We start from the raw sequence: 13,878 nt of genomic DNA on the forward strand, positions 1-13,878 counted from the left end.
CAGGCAACGTCTCCACACCTCAGGACCAGGCAATGACCACGTGAACCTGCCGGCGCCGCTCCGCAGCCTTCAAGACCGAGGTGGCGTTGGCCGCAGTGACGCGCAACTATATGGCCCCCCGGGGAGGGCGCCAGTACCATTGTAGCTGGATCCAATCGCCCCGTGGATACACCAACCCCAAGACATAGCGGGCGATATCTCGCGTGGAGAAAGCGGCGGAGCGCTGAGCCGCTGCAGATCGATTTACGGGCGTTTTAGGCTGAAATTAGAACGTGTACGTCGGCGCGGTTAACCGCGCCGGGTTGAACGCAAGACCGTATTCGATCTGGAGGGAGCTCTACCGCGTCTCGGCAGGCAAATGCGCTCGATCTCGCTCGCTCGGCGGTCCACGACAAAGCCGTGCCGGGTTCGGTGGTGGATGTTGCGGCGATTGACGGGCTCGACGCGTAGCATCCCACTTCCCGCTCGCCGGAGCGCGTAAGTTACTGTCCCTCGACGGCGAGAGGCGGAGGGGGCCGCCGTAGCCTCCATCGGCTCGGACGAGCCAATGCCTCGACGGATCGCAACGATGACGTCATCCGAGGAGCTTGCACAGGCGCCAGGGGACGGCCGCCGCACCGCGGTCTCTGCAGTGCCACCCTTCGCACGCGAGCTGACCAGCCGCGGCTCTACGCCGAAGGTTCCAAGCCAAATTGCGCCGCTCACCCCGGGGGCCACGGCCAGCCGAACAACTTCCGCACCGCGCGAGAACGCGAGGCAGCGGCAAGCGCGCCTTCATCGCGGCCGAAGAGAATGGCACCCCGTCAGATTCGGCCAACCGGGCGGGGACAGAACGCGGCGCTGCCTTCATTCCGCCACGAGATCGGCCACCCGGCAGCCATGGTGGCGACCAATGACCAGAGGGCCGAGCACGACGGCGCGCACCCCGTTCAACGTCCCGGCAACGGTCAATGCTTTCATCTGCGACGCGAGCTATGACCGCATCTGAGCCGACGCGCCCCTGGCCGCAGACGGGGTCAGGACACGTCGCCTCTCACCGCGAAGCGGCAATCCGCCCCCAATGACCGCGCGCTCTATCGCCGACGCGACGGGTGGAAGGCGTCGTTCCCGGTGAGGAAAACAGGGCCACCGTCAAATCCGTCATTGCCCCGAGCGCCAAACCCAGCGCTCAGCGCCGATTGGATAGCGACGCTATGGCGCCATACAGCTTTTGAAGAAAAGTCTTTTTCGGTGCCGGCTTCGGCTTTTTATTAACCTGCTTTTTTAAGGCGCTTATTTCGCTTTTTAGCTTCTTCTCTTCCGTCAAAAAACGGTTGCTAAGCTCAACAATATCATCGATTCTTTCTTGAAGGCATTTTTTTAGCTCAGCATTCTCGGAAATGACGGTCTCTAGGGTAGCATTTTGGCTGATATTGCGTTCGATCATTTCTTTAAGCTCGTCATTTACATAGCTTGCGGATCATCATGCCTCGGATTTTTGCCCGCTCCGGGGCTCATAGCATAAATTGCCCTGCCTTAAAATCGTATGACGAACGCCGCAGGTCCGCGCCTCGCAGACCCCGGGCTCACCAGCACACCGACGGCAGCCTTCACTCTACATGTCCGGCGATCGGAACCGTTCTGAGCGACATCCGTGATGAGGCCCCTACAACGCCAAGATGGCGTAGAACACGCATGGAAAGCGGAGCGCCTTCTCTCCAGCAGAGTTTCAGGCGGCCGGAGCGTTTCAAACGCCGGACCCTAAGCTGCCGAAGATACAAGGTTCTATTCCACCACCGCTGTTCAGCCAGTGCGCTATCCCGGCGAGAGCCAGTCCAAAGGGACGAAATGTCGTTGGCTAGGAATCGGAAGCCTGATCCTTGCCAAGGTAAAGCGTCTTGCCGTTACGCAATGCCTCGGCATGCCGCTTGCGCCATTGCTCCCAATAGGTCAGGCGCTCCGCGTTCATTGCCACGCCGCGACCACCGCCAGTCGTCAGATCTGTCGTCAGAGAGCCCGCCCGATAGGCGCCAAATACCAGCGGCTTGTGGATGCCCTTCCAACTGCCAGGCCCGTATACCAGCTTTAGTCTCGCGATATATTCACTGTCCGCTCCCGTGCGAGCATTTTCGTAAAACCCGACCCGATCGAGGGTTTCCTGCCGACGGAACATGGGTGATGCCGGGTTGAGCCTTGTTATTGGATAAAATTGGCGCACATAAAAATTTCCATCGTCCGTTATCCGGACCCATTTTGACGTCGTAAATTTTAGAGAATTATCTGAAAGCATCGGCTTTAATTGCAGATGTATCTTATCCGGATGTGCCCAATCGTCGGAATCATGGCAGGTGACGAATTCCCCCCGGGCATTTTCAAGCCCGATATTTCTTGCAACATACGGACCGGAGTTGGAGCCTGTTTTGAACACGCGGATCCGGCGATCGCGCTGTGCAAGAGACTCCACGACTGAGAGCGTATCGTCAGTGCTGCAATCGTCGACTACAACTATTTCGAGATTCTCATAGGTTTGGCCGCAGAGCGATTCAACTGAGGCCGCGATACGATCGGCGGTATTATACGCCGGCACCACAATGCTAACCAGCGGCCCATCCGTTTCTGCGTTACGCCGTGACGCGGTGATCGTATTGGCCGACAATGACACAGCTCCAGCACGCGCCTCCACGCGCGTCAGCTTATGTGCGTCCAGGCACGTGTTGATATAGCTCAGTTTTTCTGGTATTCCCGCCTCTAGATTTGCCATAATCAGGAAAATATCGTTATCTTTCCTTTTGTCATTTGTCTGAAAATACGCATCACAAAGCTCTCGCGCGGCGGCAACATTTCCAAGTTCGACCTGCAGCGCGATCATAAGCCCCGGATTGAGAAATTGATGACTGGAGAGGAGCTCGGCCGACAACTCGGGACTATACTGAGCAACAAGCCGCGCAGCTTCCGACAGCAGCTTCGGCTTCGCTTCCAGCATTTTCAGCCCGTTGCGCAGAACCGATGCGCCCTCGTCGGTTCTGCCACACGTTATCAGTGACACGCCAAACGCCAACACTGCTTCAGGCGTCGTTGGCCTGCAATTGGAATTGGCAGCCCACTGATAGCAGCCTGTTTTATATAGCGTCCACATCTCATCATTTGAGATATGATTATTATTTGTTCTGCAATACGCCAATGCATTCGCAAAGCGTTTCGTCCGCAGCAACCGGCGAATGCGAAATGAGGAGATGAGATTTAGCATCAATTGTCTTCTTTATGAATTCCGGGACAATGAGACATGCTGCTCCCTGACCTGATGCGCGGTTTCATCATACGACCTGAACGCATGTCATGAAGCTTCTCCACACTTCCGCGGCGCACCGTGAGGCCTGCATCATCCGCCTTCCCCAGGTGGTCGCTGACAAAATCCGACGCTCTTGCAGGGGCTCGGGTCAACGCGCGTAGACGTCCTCCAGCCGCACGATGTCGTCTTCGCCGGTATAGCTGCCCACCTGGACCTCGATCAGCTCAAGGTCGATTTTTCCAGGGTTGTGCAAACGATGAATGCATCCGATTGGCAGATACGCCGATTCATTTTCATGGAGATAGGACACAACGCCATCTCGCGTGACCTCTGCCGTCCCGGAGACCACCACCCAGTGTTCCGCGCGATGGAAATGCTTTTGCAGGCTAAGCTTGCGACCGGGTTTCACGCTGAGACGCTTGACTTGAAAACGCGTTCCGATGTCGATCCTCTGATACCAGCCCCACGGCCTGTGGATCCGCAGGTGGTGGTCGGCCTCCCGCCGCTCGGACCGCTTCAGCACTTGCACCAGGTCCTTGACCTTGGCCACCTCAGACTTGCTGGCCACCAGAACCGCGTCACGGGTGGAGACGACGACCACCTCATTGAGGCCGATCACCGTGGTCAGGATCTCCTCGGACCGCACCAGAGAACCGCGGCTGTCGAGCATTAGGACATTGCCCTCGAGCACGTTGTCGTTCTCGTCCTTGGCCTTCAAGTCGTAAATGGCGTCCCACGCTCCCACGTCCGACCAGTCGAAGTGGGCGGCCAAGACCCCCGCATGGCGGGTTTTCTCCATCACCGCGTAGTCGATGGAGATTCGCGGGGCCAGCTCGAAACCGGCAGCGTCGAGCCGCAAGAAGTCGAGATCTCTCTTCGCCCCGACAACCGCGGCACTGGCGCCCGCCAGCACTTCAGGTGCCAGCGCATCGAGCTCGGAAAGCATCGTGTCCAGGGAGAAGACGAAATTGCCGCTGTTCCAGAGCAGCCCCTCGGCGCAATAACGCTGTGCGGTCGCGCGGTCCGGCTTTTCGACGAAGCGCGCCAGCCGGTGGCTGCGGGTTGCCACACCGTCAAGCTCAAGAACCTCGCCGACCTCGATATAGCCATAGGCGGTGGACGGAGAGGTCGGCACGATGCCCAGGGTCATGATGAACCCTTCGGCGGCCATGGCGCTCGCCGCCACGCAGTCCTCGCGGAACCGCTCAGCATCCTGCACCACGTGATCGGCCGCCAGGGCGAGGCCCACGGCATGCGGGTCGCGCGCCTGCGCCAGCAGGGCCCCTACGGCTACGGCGGGGGCACTGTCTCGCCGCTCCGGCTCCAGGACGACGTCACCTTCGATCTGGAGCATCTGCATCTGCTCCGCCACCACGAAACGAAATTCATGGTTGGTAATGACGATCGGCGAGCTGAAGCGCGGATCACGCACACGCAGCAGCGTGGCCTGAAATGTCGAGAGCCCGCCACTGAGCAACGGAATGAACTGTTTCGGCATCGTTTCGCGAGAGAGCGGCCAAAGGCGCGTCCCGGCTCCGCCCGCCATCACGATCGGCACGATGGGTGTGCCCGTCATCAAGGTCTCCCAACGGGGCGCCATCCCTCCCCTGCGCAGGCATCGCCGCCCCGGAATGTGCACCGCTGAACGGCAGCCCCCGTTGCGCCTATTTCCGTCCAATCGACCGGAACGTCAACCGCCTCCATGGGCCCAAGCCTGACATGACAAGAGGCTGATGGCCGCGTCGGCGCCCGGAAAATTCCCCGCGGCACTGACAGCCGGGCGCCACGTCCCGCCGGCAATCCGGCGACCGAGGGCATGATGAGGCTCACAAGTTCAGCGCTCAGGGTCGCGCAGCAGCCCGGACGGGGGAAGCGCACCGGAGAGGGACCACCGGTGACCGCTGTCCAGCCCCTGCCCTCGAGCGGTGTCGGGCCGGCCTCAAATTTGTCGAGACGACGATAGAAATCCAACGAACAGGGACAATCGGCGCCCGGAAGCACGGATATGATCCTGAGGGAACAGGTAATTCCACGGCCTCGCCACCAGGTGCCGGCCATTGCATCGCCTACCGCGCGCACCACTGAAGAGGGTCCCGAACTCCACAATGCCTGGTCAAAAAGCAGCTTAATATTACTCACGCCCAACGCACCGGAAGGGAGTTGATAACGTCCCGCCACACAACCCAATCACCCAATGAGCCTTGATTCAGACGGCAGTGCGATAGGTCGACGCGGCCCGCGCGCCCTGCCATCAAGGCAGCATCGGCGCCGGCCAGGCGAAAGGCGGCCGCCGTCTTGTTCACGGGGCGCAGATCCCGAAAAGAGCACTGACGACGGCTAGCGACCTATGGTCATACCATCTACATTGTGCGCTGGGGCAACTGGCAATTTGCCGCCACGAGCCGTAACCATAACCAGGGTTCCAAGCTGATGCGCGTGGTTGCCTTGGCCGTGCGACGCCCCTAACAGTCATGGTTCATTCCGTTTCCGTCCATCGGCTATCCTTGCAGGTCACGCCATGTGGAGATCAGGTCCCTTCGCCGCAATCCTCGCTGCCGTCGCAACGGTGGCCACTGGCGCCCACGCGCAGGAGCTCACGCGGCTTTATGCGCCGAAGCCCCCGGCCGGCTCCGCCTATGTGCGCGTGGTGGACCTTTCGCGCTCCGGAGCCCTCATCGGCTTTGACGCCGGCTCAGGCATCGCCGCCGCCCAGGGTGAGCCGGCCACCATCTATCGCATCGTGAAAGGCGGCACGCCGCTCAACCTGACCCTCTCCGGCAAGCCGGTGAAGGGCGCGGTGACACCGCCGGCCGACGCCTTTTCCACGGTGATCATCGGGGCCGGCGGCAATGCCGTGCTCATTCCCGATTCCGTCGAGGGGCGCAACGACCTGAAGGCGCAGTTGCGCTTCTACAATCTGGTGCCGGGCTGCGCCGGGGCGGTCGCCGTGGTGGATGGCCCAGCCGTGTTCGAGGGCGTGGCCACCAACGAGACCCGCCAGCGCGCCATCAACCCCATCGAGGCGACCCTGGCCGGCCGCTGCGGCGAGATGAAGACCGAGAGCCTGAAGCTGCCGCCCCTGAAGGCGGGCGACCATTTCAGCCTGTTCCTCGTGCCCGGCCCTTCCGGCGTGGTGCTGGCGGGCCAGCGCGACGAAACCGAACCCTATCGCGGACCGAACTGACCGCGCCATGGTCTTTGCTTCCGACAGCTTCCTCTTCCTGTTCCTTCCGGTCTTCCTCATCGTCTACGGGCTGACCCCCGGGGCGGCGCGCAATCTCGCCATCCTGGCCTTCTCGTGGCTGTTCTATGCCTGGTGGCGGGCGGATTTCCTGCCCCTCATCGTGTCCATCGCCATCTGGTCGTGGGCGACGGGGCTATGGATCGCCCGCGCCACCGGGCCCGCGCGGCGGAACGCTTTACTGGTGGGCATTGCCTGGCCGCTGGCGTCCCTGCTCTGGTTCAAATACGCCAACATGCTGGTGGCCACGGGGCAGGCCGTCACCGCCTCGGTCTGGGGCTGGGAGGATGTGCTGCTGCCCATCGGCCTCAGCTTCTTCGTGTTCGGCGCCATCTCCTATTCCATGGACGTCTACCGCACGACGGTGCCGGCCGAACCCTCGTTCGTGAACTATGCCACCTACCAGTCCATGTTCGGCCACCTCGTGGCCGGCCCGGTGGTGCGCTACAAATGGGTGGCCGAGCGGCTGAAGGCGCGCACGTTCCAGCGCGAGGAATTCATGTTCGGCGTCGAGCGCTTCATGCTCGGCTTCGCGCAGAAGGTGCTGATCGCCGACACGCTGGCGCCCCTGGTGGATGCCGGCTACGCGCTCGCCCACCCTACCACGGCGGACGTGGCGCTGGCCGTGACGGGCTATACCCTTCAGCTTTATTTCGATTTCTGCGGCTACAGCGCCATGGCCATCGGCCTCGGCCTGATGGTGGGGCTGAAGTTTCCGGAGAACTTCGACAATCCCTATCTGTCCACGTCCTTGTCCGAGTTCTGGCGGCGCTGGCACATCTCCCTGTCCAGCTGGCTGCGCGACTATCTGTATATTCCCCTTGGCGGAAATCGCGGCTCCACCGCCCGCACCTCCGCCAACCTCGTCATCACCATGGGTCTTGGCGGCCTGTGGCATGGGGCGAGCTGGACCTTCCTCGCCTGGGGCCTGTGGCACGGGTTCGGCCTGATGGCCGGGCGGGTGTGGACCCATCGTTCCCTGCCCGCCCTCGGCCCGCTGCTCGGCCATGGGCTGACCCTGTTGTTCGTGATGGTGGGCTGGGCCCTGTTCCGCGCGCAGAACTGGGGGGAGGCCGCCACCATTTTCTCGGGCCTTGTGGGCGCGAACGGCCTCACCCTGTCGCCCGCCATGGGCGCGGCGGTGCGGCCGGTGGAGATTCTCGCCCTCGTGGTGGGCATCGGCTTCGTCTATCTGCCGAAGGTGCTGCGCATCGATCCCGCCGCGCCCGAGCCGGGCCACGCCTTGCGCGCCTGGGCCGCGCTGCCCCTGTTCCTGTTCGCGCTGCTGGTGCTGCAAGGGCGTACCGTGGTGCCCTTCCTCTACTTCCAGTTCTGAGGCAGGAGCGCCACCATGACAGGGCTTGCCCGCATCCTCGCCACCCTCGCCTTCCTGGGCCTGATGCTCGTCGGGCTCGGCTTCGTCGTGGTCCACATGGCCGGCCCCGCCGGCGGGCGCATTGCCGAACAGGCGAGCGTCACCGCGGTGCTGAACGGCTCCCTCACCGCCGCCATCGACAAGACGGTGGTGAGCGCCCTGCCGACCATGCCGGGGCTGGAGGATGTGGTCTCCGGCCTGTCCTATCGCATGCTGGGGGACGCGGGGCCGCAGGTGCGGGCCGGCTGCCCCGGCTGGCTGTTCCTCGCCGAGGAGCTGGTGGAGACCCGCAGCGGCGAGGCCCACCTGGCGGACCGGCTGCGGCTCGCCGCCAAGATCAAAGCCGCCGTTGAGGCGAAGGGGGTGGCGCTGGTGGTGCTGCCGGTGCCCGACAAGGCGGACCTTTCCCGCTCCACCCTGTGCGGCCTGCCCGTGTCCGACCAGGCCCGCGCGCGCGCAGACGCGTGGCGGCAAAGAAGCACCGGCCTGGGTCTCGATCAGGTGGATATCGCCGCCGACTGGCCCTCCGGCGCCTTCCTGCGCACGGACACCCACTGGAACGACGATGGCGCCGCCTTCGCCGCCCACCGTGTGGCGCGGCACATCGTGGCCCGCCTTGGCCCCGGCGATCTGCCGGCGCGCGTGGTGGTGGGCGAGCCGAAGGATCGCATCGGCGACCTGATGCGCCTGGCCGGCCTCGCCCGCTCCTGGCCCTGGTCGGGCCCGCAGCCGGACCGCCAACCGGAGGTGACGACCGAATTTACCCGCTCCGGCGGCCTGCTCGATGACGTGCCCGCCCCCACCGTGCTGCTGGCGGGCTCCTCCTATTCCCGCAATTCGGGCTTTCTCGACTATCTTCAGGACGCGCTGGACCGCGAGGTGGCGCAGAAAAGCCAGGACGGGGGCGGCTTCGCCGGGCCCCTGCTCGACATCCTCACCAAAGAGCCCGCCCTTCTGGACCAGACCCGGCTGGTGGTTTGGGAATTTCCCATGCGGGTGCTGACCCAGCCCCTGACCCCGGCGGAACGCAACTTTCTGGGAGACGACAGATGACGCAATCCTTCCCGCGACCTCTGGGCACCGCCTTGAAGCTGCTGCGCGGCGCCGCGCTGGCGGTCAGCCTCGCCACCGCGGGCCTTGCCGCTGCCACGCTCCCCGCCGCGGCGCAGAGCGGCGTCATCCAGGGCCAGGGTGGCTGGCTGTTCCCGGGCTGGGAAAGCCTCACCGTGCTCGACAAGGCCGGCATCGCCCGCACGATCGGCCTGCTGAAGGACACCCAGACCGCCCTTGCGGCCAAAAATATCAAGCTGATGCCCATCGTGGTGCCGCTGAAGGCCAGCTTCTACACGGACAAGCTGCCCAACGGCACGCGTATTTCCGCAGAGGTGGCCGGCCAATACGATTATATCCTGGCTGAGCTGAAGAAAGCCGGGCTCGACACCGTGGACCTGCGCCCGGCGCTGAAGTCGGCACAGACCGGCAAACAGGTCATCTTCTATCGGGCCGACTATCACTGGAGCGCATGGTCCGCGGAAGCGGCCGCCGATGCTGTCGCGCAGGCCATCAAGGCCAGCGGCGTCAAGCTGGCAGGAGCCGCCGGCAGCGGCGACAAGCTCGGTTCCTGGGTCACCCAGCGCCATATGGGCGACCTGGCCGAACGCTTCCTCACCCCCGACCAGCAGAAGCAGGTGGGGCCCGACCTCTACACAGTGCGCGTCCAGCCCGAGGCGAAGGGCGGCCTGGTGGATACGGCCAGCGCGCCGGTGCATGTGGTGGGCAACAGCTTCGTTCAACCCTATCTCGGCTTCCCGCAGAAGCTTTCAAGCGCTCTCGACCGGCCGGTGGCGCTGACCTGGAACCCCGGCAATGTCGGCCCCTGGGTGACCTTCCTGCAGTTCGCGAGCGCCCCCGACTTCGCGCGCAATCCGCCGCAGGTGGTGGTGTGGCAGTTCAACGAGGGGCCCTTCCACTCCTCGCCCGAGGCCACCGACCAGTGGGATGCCTCCTCCATCATGACCTCGCAGCAGTTCCGCGACCGGATGCAGGCCGCCGTGGCGAAATAGAGCCGCCGGCCGGAAACTTTTTCTTAACCTTGCGGCCCCGCCCGGGTGCCGCCGCGTTCGAGGGGAGGTCCACCGACCTCCCCTTTTTGCTGCGCTGACGCGTAACATCTTGTTTTTGAAGGCGCTGCGGGATTTGCCCCCGGCGGGTGCGCTGGCCGCCGCCTTAATGACGGGTAAAGATCGCAATTGGCTTTTTACTTTAGATTAACATTCGAATACTTGTTAAGGTTAACTGCTGTTTAAGTAATCTCGGCGATGGTAGCGTCATGACGACCGCTATCTCCCTCCCCCCTGCCCTTCCGCCCGCGCTCCATTGGGAGAGCCCGCGGCTCCCGAGGCGCCTTGCCTTGGGCTTGATGCTGGCCGCTTCGGTCAGCGTCGTCACCCTGGGCACGGCGGGATATGCGGGCGCGCAGCCCAGTGGGCAGCCGGTGCTCGGCGCACCGGCGCCAGCCGCTCCCACACCGGCGCCGGCCACGGCGGCGCCAAGCCTGCCAAGCCCGCCGCCAGCGGCGGCAGCGCCGGCGAGCAGCATGCAGCCGGTTCCCCCCTCCCTCACCGGTGCGGCGTGGAACACGGCGAATCAGGCCTACCAGGCCTTCCAGCAGAAGAATTTCGCCCGTTCGGCCTATCTCGCCCGCGAGGTGCTGCGGCTGCGGCCGGATTCGGCGGCGATGTGGCTGCTGCTGATGGATTCCCTCGATGGGGAGGGCAAGCTTGCCGAATCGGTGGCGGCGGGCAACGAGGCCGTCGCGGCGGGTGTTGACGACCAGTCGATCCGCGCCCGCCTGAAGGCGCAGAGCAAGATGCTCGCCCAGGCCCCCTCCCTTGCCGCCAACAAGGCGCTGGAGGCGAACGACCCGGCCAAGGCCGCCGACGAGGCGCGCAAGGCCATCATGCTGGTTCCTGACGACCTCAGCTACCGCATGCTTCTGGTCTACGCTTTGATCGCGCAGAAGAATTACGAGGCGGCGGAGCGGGCCGCCAGCGACGCCGTGGAGGTGGACCCGCGCTCGTTCCTGCCGCGCAGCCTGCGCGGCTTCCTGCGCGTGCGCCTCGGCCAGGTGGCGGACGGCGAGCGCGACTTCGACGAGGCGCTGAAGGATGAGGTGCTGTCCGGCGACACCGAGCGCGACGCGCGCCTGGTGGCGGCGGACGCCGCCCTGTCCGTCGGCCACGTGGACCGCGCCATGAAGATCCTGGAGCCGCTGGCCAATAGCGGCAACAGCGCGGTGCTGGCTCGCCTCTCGGTGGCGCGGGCGGTGCAGAAGAATCCCCGCATCATGCCCGAGAAGGCGAACCAGAGCCTTCCGGTGCCGTTCCAGAAGTGCGTGGACACCCCTTATGGGCCGTCCTGCTCCCTGGTGCCCGCCGACGCCCCGCCCGGCAGCGGCGTCACCGACACCCCCGGCTTCTATGCCGCCCAGGATGCGTTCGAGGCCTATCGCAAGGGCGATGACGCCACGGCGGAAAAGCGCATCCGCGAGGCGCTGCAGTTCAATCCGAACAACGGCGCCTGGCACCGCCTGCTGATCGACACCCTCGAGCGTGCCGGCAAGCTGAAGGAGCTGGAAGCCGCCATCAACGACGCGGTGGCCAAAGCGGGCGACGATCCCTCGCTCCAGGCCCTGCGCGCCGTGACCGACAAGCGCATCGCCGAGCCGGACGCGGCCCAGGCCATCAAGGAACTCACCGCCGGACGGCCCAAGAACGCCGCCGCCCTCGCCCGCAAGGCGGTGGAGCGCGCGCCCAGCGTCATGCCGTTCCGCCTCATCCTCATCAATGCCCTGATGGCCTCCGGCCAGATGCAGGACGCCCAGAACGAGGCCGCCGCCGCGGTCAAGGAAGACGAGAACGACCCGCTGCCACGCGTGCTGGACGCCTGGCTGCTGGACAAGCTCGGCCGGCGCGACGAAGCGGTGGCGGAGTTCGAAAAGGTGCTCGCCTCCAACATCCTCACCGACGTGGAGGAGGTGAATTACCGCCTCATCGCCGCCAATGCCGCGCTCGCCGCCGGACAGGGCGAGGAGGCGCTGAAGATCCTGCAATCGCTGGACGATTCCAAGAACAAGGACGTCACCGCCTATCGCCGCACGGCGGAAGCCCTGGTGAAGACGCCCAATATGAAGCGCCCGGCGCTGGTGTCGCCCACGGTGTTCTGCCAGCCCACCAAATATGGCGTCATCTGCTCGGTCTTCTTCGGCGCTCCGGGGGGACCGGGAGGCGCGGGCCTGAACCCGGCCAGCCCCGGCTATGCCGCCGCCAGCGCGGCCTACACCGCCTTCGGCCGGCGCGATTATGCGACCGCCATCCGCGAGATCCGCAAGGCGATCGACGCAGAGCCCGGCAACAGCAACTATCGCATGCTGCTGATGAACGCGCTGATGGCCTCCGGCCGCTATGCGGAGGCCGAGCGGATTCTCGACCAATTGCTGGCGGCGAGCCCGCGTGACGCCACCTTGCTGGTGCAGCGCGGCAATCTGCGCATGCAGGCCCACCAATATGGCGCCGCCATCCGCGACTTCCGCGCGGCGCTGGCCTCCGGCCGCCTGCCGGCCGCCCAGGCCCGCATGGTGCGCTTCTCGCTGGTGGATGCCGCCCTTCAGGTCAAGGACCCGGAACTGGCCCTCTCCATTCTCCAGCCCATGGCGAACGAGCAGAGCTATGACGTGCAGACCCGCCTGGGCTACACCTATCTCGCGCTCGGCGAGAAGGAGCAGGCGCTTGCCGCGTTCGAGACGGCATCGCGCCTCGCCCGGAGCCGCGAGCAGCGCAACGCCATGCTCACCGCCCGCGTCAACCTGCTGGTGCAGCTCAACCGGAAGGACGAGGCGCGCGCGCTGTTCGTCGCCGCCTATGAGCGCGGCGACCTGCGCAACATGCGCACCGTCGACCTCGCGGTGCTGGCGAGCCAGGCGGGCGAGGACGATCTGGCCTTCCAGCTCTTCCAGCAGGCCAACGACAAGTGGCAGCTGCGCGGCACCAACCTCATCAATGCCGCCTACAATGCCCGGCGCACCTACAACAACGCCACCGCCGTGGACTATTTCAAGCGGGCCATCGACGAGAACCGCAAGGGTGATTTGCCGCTTGATCCGCAATATGTCTTCGGCCTGCGGCGCGAAGTGGCGGAGCTGAGCCGCACCTGGGGCGCCTACGCCTCCATCAGCTATGGCGCGGTGGGCGTGGCCCCGGGCTCCTATTACGCGCCGCCGACCAATGGCGCCTATCACACCCTCAGCGCCGGCGGAGAGCTCTACTGGCGTCCGCCGGGCATCGGCTATCGCGACGGCTCCACCTTCGAGCTGTTCGTGCGCGGCTTCACCACGCTCTATGATGAGAATGGCGGCGCCACCGGCTTCAACACCTTCCAGGGCAGCGTGGGCGCCCGCTGGAAGCCGTTCAAGACCGAGAACCTGGTGCTGGAGGCGTCCTACCTCTTCCCCACCGGCGGCACCTCGCGGGAGGATGTGCTGCTGCGCGCCGCCTATTCCAGGGGCGAGGGCACCGACCTGCGCGTGGACGAGCCCAACTGGCGCGCCTGGCAGATCTATGCCGACTACAACTACTACACCATGCTGCCGGAAACGGTGGCGAGCTTCGAGCTGCGCTACGGCCATGCCTTCCGGCTGGACCCCATCAGCGACCACCTGGTGTTCTGGCCGTTCGTCGCTCTCGGCGGCGCCTATGACAATGGCTACGAGACGCCATTCGCCCTCGGTGTCGGCCCTGGCGCCACGCTGCGCTACTGGTTCAACGAGGACGAATATCAGGCGCCCCACTCGTATCTGGACCTCATGGCCCAGTACCGCTTCAAGCTCGCCGGCGACGATCGCGCCGAGGGCATCTTCGCCGGCGCCTTCCTCTCCTATTAGGAAGGCTCTGGCGGCGGGCTGGAATAACCGGCACGAGACGGGGGCCCTGGCGGGTC

At 64.8% G+C, this 13,878-nt stretch carries 8 protein-coding genes; 5 read left to right on the top strand and 3 right to left on the bottom strand.

Features of this window, described 5'->3' with window-relative positions:
• Positions 1 to 1,168: 1,168 nt before the first annotated feature.
• From V5F26_RS03875 to V5F26_RS03885, 3 genes are all read right to left on the bottom strand, one after another.
• On the bottom strand, positions 1,169 to 1,426 hold the full coding sequence (locus tag V5F26_RS03875) for a hypothetical protein (protein ID WP_394947873.1): 258 nt from the start codon (positions 1,424 to 1,426) through the stop codon (positions 1,169 to 1,171).
• 411 nt (positions 1,427 to 1,837) lie between these two features.
• Positions 1,838 to 3,226 (bottom strand): glycosyltransferase family 2 protein, encoded by a 1,389-nt coding sequence (locus V5F26_RS03880; protein WP_394947872.1) that lies wholly within the window; start codon positions 3,224 to 3,226, stop codon positions 1,838 to 1,840.
• A gap of 190 nt (positions 3,227 to 3,416) precedes the next feature.
• Complete coding sequence (locus V5F26_RS03885; protein ID WP_394947871.1) at positions 3,417 to 4,844, bottom strand: mannose-1-phosphate guanylyltransferase/mannose-6-phosphate isomerase; 1,428 nt, start codon at positions 4,842 to 4,844, stop codon at positions 3,417 to 3,419.
• A 942-nt stretch (positions 4,845 to 5,786) separates the two neighbouring features.
• On the opposite strand from V5F26_RS03885, the gene V5F26_RS03890 reads away from it, so the two are divergent.
• The 5 genes from V5F26_RS03890 (at position 5,787) to V5F26_RS03910 (ending at position 13,822) form a co-directional block, all read left to right on the top strand.
• Entirely contained in the window at positions 5,787 to 6,452 is a 666-nt protein-coding gene (locus tag V5F26_RS03890; RefSeq protein WP_394058400.1) for a hypothetical protein, read from the top strand.
• 7 nt (positions 6,453 to 6,459) lie between these two features.
• Complete coding sequence (locus V5F26_RS03895; protein ID WP_394058398.1) at positions 6,460 to 7,845, top strand: MBOAT family O-acyltransferase; 1,386 nt, start codon at positions 6,460 to 6,462, stop codon at positions 7,843 to 7,845.
• A 15-nt stretch (positions 7,846 to 7,860) separates the two neighbouring features.
• Positions 7,861 to 8,937, top strand: coding sequence for an alginate O-acetyltransferase AlgX-related protein (locus V5F26_RS03900; protein ID WP_394058397.1), 1,077 nt, complete (start codon positions 7,861 to 7,863; stop codon positions 8,935 to 8,937).
• Complete coding sequence (locus V5F26_RS03905) at positions 8,934 to 9,947, top strand: alginate O-acetyltransferase AlgX-related protein (protein WP_394947870.1); 1,014 nt, start codon at positions 8,934 to 8,936, stop codon at positions 9,945 to 9,947. Before V5F26_RS03900 ends, V5F26_RS03905 begins: the two co-directional genes overlap by 4 nt.
• Before the next feature lie 533 nt (positions 9,948 to 10,480).
• Positions 10,481 to 13,822, top strand: coding sequence for a bacteriophage N4 adsorption protein A (locus tag V5F26_RS03910; RefSeq protein ID WP_394947869.1), 3,342 nt, complete (start codon positions 10,481 to 10,483; stop codon positions 13,820 to 13,822).
• The last annotated feature ends 56 nt before the right edge of the window (positions 13,823 to 13,878 follow it).

Source organism: Xanthobacter variabilis (genome assembly GCF_043831965.2).
Taxonomy (GTDB): domain Bacteria; phylum Pseudomonadota; class Alphaproteobacteria; order Rhizobiales; family Xanthobacteraceae; genus Xanthobacter.